Annotated in this window: 2 protein-coding genes; both read right to left on the bottom strand. The window is 54.6% G+C overall.

What is annotated here, in order from left to right; genetic code table 11:
• Window positions 1-64: 64 nt before the first annotated feature.
• Window positions 65-706, bottom strand: a complete 642-nt coding sequence (locus tag AC33YF_RS13795) for a site-2 protease family protein (RefSeq protein WP_491777789.1) — start codon at window positions 704-706, stop codon at window positions 65-67.
• Window positions 707-950: 244 nt separating this feature from the next.
• A complete protein-coding gene (locus AC33YF_RS13790) occupies window positions 951-1,727 on the bottom strand; it encodes a methyltransferase domain-containing protein (protein ID WP_491777788.1) in 777 nt (258 codons plus the stop codon).
• Window positions 1,728-1,938: the final 211 nt, after the last annotated feature.

Here is a 1,938-nt window from a genome sequence, read left to right as displayed (position 1 = left end):
TTGCGTCGATCCCATAGAGGTGAGTCAGACCGGCAAGGATGCCGACAAGTGCCTCATCGCCCGGTCAAACAAACCTGATATATGGCAGCAAGCTGGTGCCGACGCTGAAGACAAAGCGGAAGATCGGCAAGCCCGCGAGTGAAAGCAGGATGAGGCCCAGAAACAGATACGTTCCGTATTGAGCGTTCAGCACACGGTACTGCTGCGCCAAGGCGCGCGGCAGGAAATAGGGTAGGATGTAGTGCCCATCGAGCGGCCCAAGCGGGATCAAATTGAATATCATGAGCACCAGATTGACGATCACGACGATATTAAAAATCTGGCGAACGCCCGGATCTGAAAAGCCCGGCCAACCGACCTGTATACCGTACAAATAAAGATTGTATGCAACAACCGCGATAATCAGGTTGGCAAGGGGTCCCGCTGCGGCAACAACCAACTGCGCCCAGAATGAGTTATATTTTCGCGGGTCGGTTGGTACCGGCTTTGCGTAACCGAATCCAATCAAGACCACCATCAGCAATCCCACCGGATCGATGTGGGCGATAGGGTTCAGCGTCAGACGGCCCTGTTTCTCCGCCGTATCGTCGCCAAATCGTTTGGCGGCAAAGGCATGGCCAAATTCGTGAAAACTCAGCGACATAATGAGTGCGCCAAGAAGTGCGGCAAACAAGAAATACTCGCCACGGGAAAGAAAACCGAGCATGAACGTTCCTTGTGATCTTCGAGGCGCTGATGCGCACGCTGGTCAGGAATGCACGGGGCTCTCGAACCATCGCGATTGTCGGCAAGAGGGCATGCCAGCATTACTGAGAACCTTTTGTCACTGAGCATCGCCGCCGTAGAGGTATCACCTGCAATCCACGCCGGCGGCGACGCGACTCCCCTGGCTGATGATGGTTCATCTGGCTTAACAGAACGCGCCTTGATGCGGTTGATCGCGTAGGCCCTCACTTCGCCATCGCTCTGGTCATTATTCCTGTCGTGCAAAAATGATATTCGCCGACGTTCTCAATAGCATCTAGATCCTTAATCCAGGCGTCTACTTGCTCACTCGTGAGGAGGCCTTTTCCAGCAACAAATGCCGCGATCAATCTAGCCGCCCAATAACTAAAAGCGGCTTCCGAGTAGGAATTGTTTAAGATCGTGAAGGGCTCTTGCTCAATATCTCGAACCAAACCTGTTGCGCGAAGTCTTCGCGGCAGCTGTGCCGGCAGGTTTGGATAAGGAGCATGCTCATCCCATGCGCGGAGCACGGCATCCATCCGGTCGGCTTGATACGAATGCCAGAAGACAGAACCCCAATTGGTCGCAAAATTTATGAAGCGCCCGCCCGGCCGCACTACACGGAGCAATTCTTGGATCGCTCCATCAATGCGAGGAACGTACTCGAGCGTCTGTATACTTACTACAGCATCAAAGCTGTCTCGGTCGAACGGAAGATCGAGTACATCACCAGTCACCAATTGGACTTGCTCGAGCCCAGCGCAGTTTTCGCGCGCTTTCGCAACTTGCTGTTCGCTTAGGTCTACCCCCTGGACAAGACCGTTCGTTCCAACCGCACGCGCCAAACTATGAACAAACAAGCCGCTGCCGCATCCGACCTCAAGGATCTTTTCTCCACGCTGCGGCTCTACAAAATTAAGGCACGCCTGTCTTCGCGCCTGATAGTCCGCTGTTGCGGCGGCCGATTGCTGGATGACTGCCAAATCGTTGGAGTAGTCCATGATTGCTCCGCATCCGTGTGCACCTAAACGATTGAGAGTATTGAGCTGATCGCATTTGCAATGCAATGCGAGGGTCATCTGAGTGGTCAACACGAGTCACTTTCTGCCGATCTCACCACACCGGAAACGGCCGCAGCACCGCGGATAGCGGACGTAGTCGATCTCCCAGGCGAGCCGGACGACGCCGCACGTGTCGACGGCCGCTTATGGG

This window comes from Methyloceanibacter sp. (genome assembly GCF_058506495.1).
The sequence above is the reverse complement of the archived record's forward strand: the minus strand, read 5'-3'. Positions and strand labels throughout refer to the sequence as shown.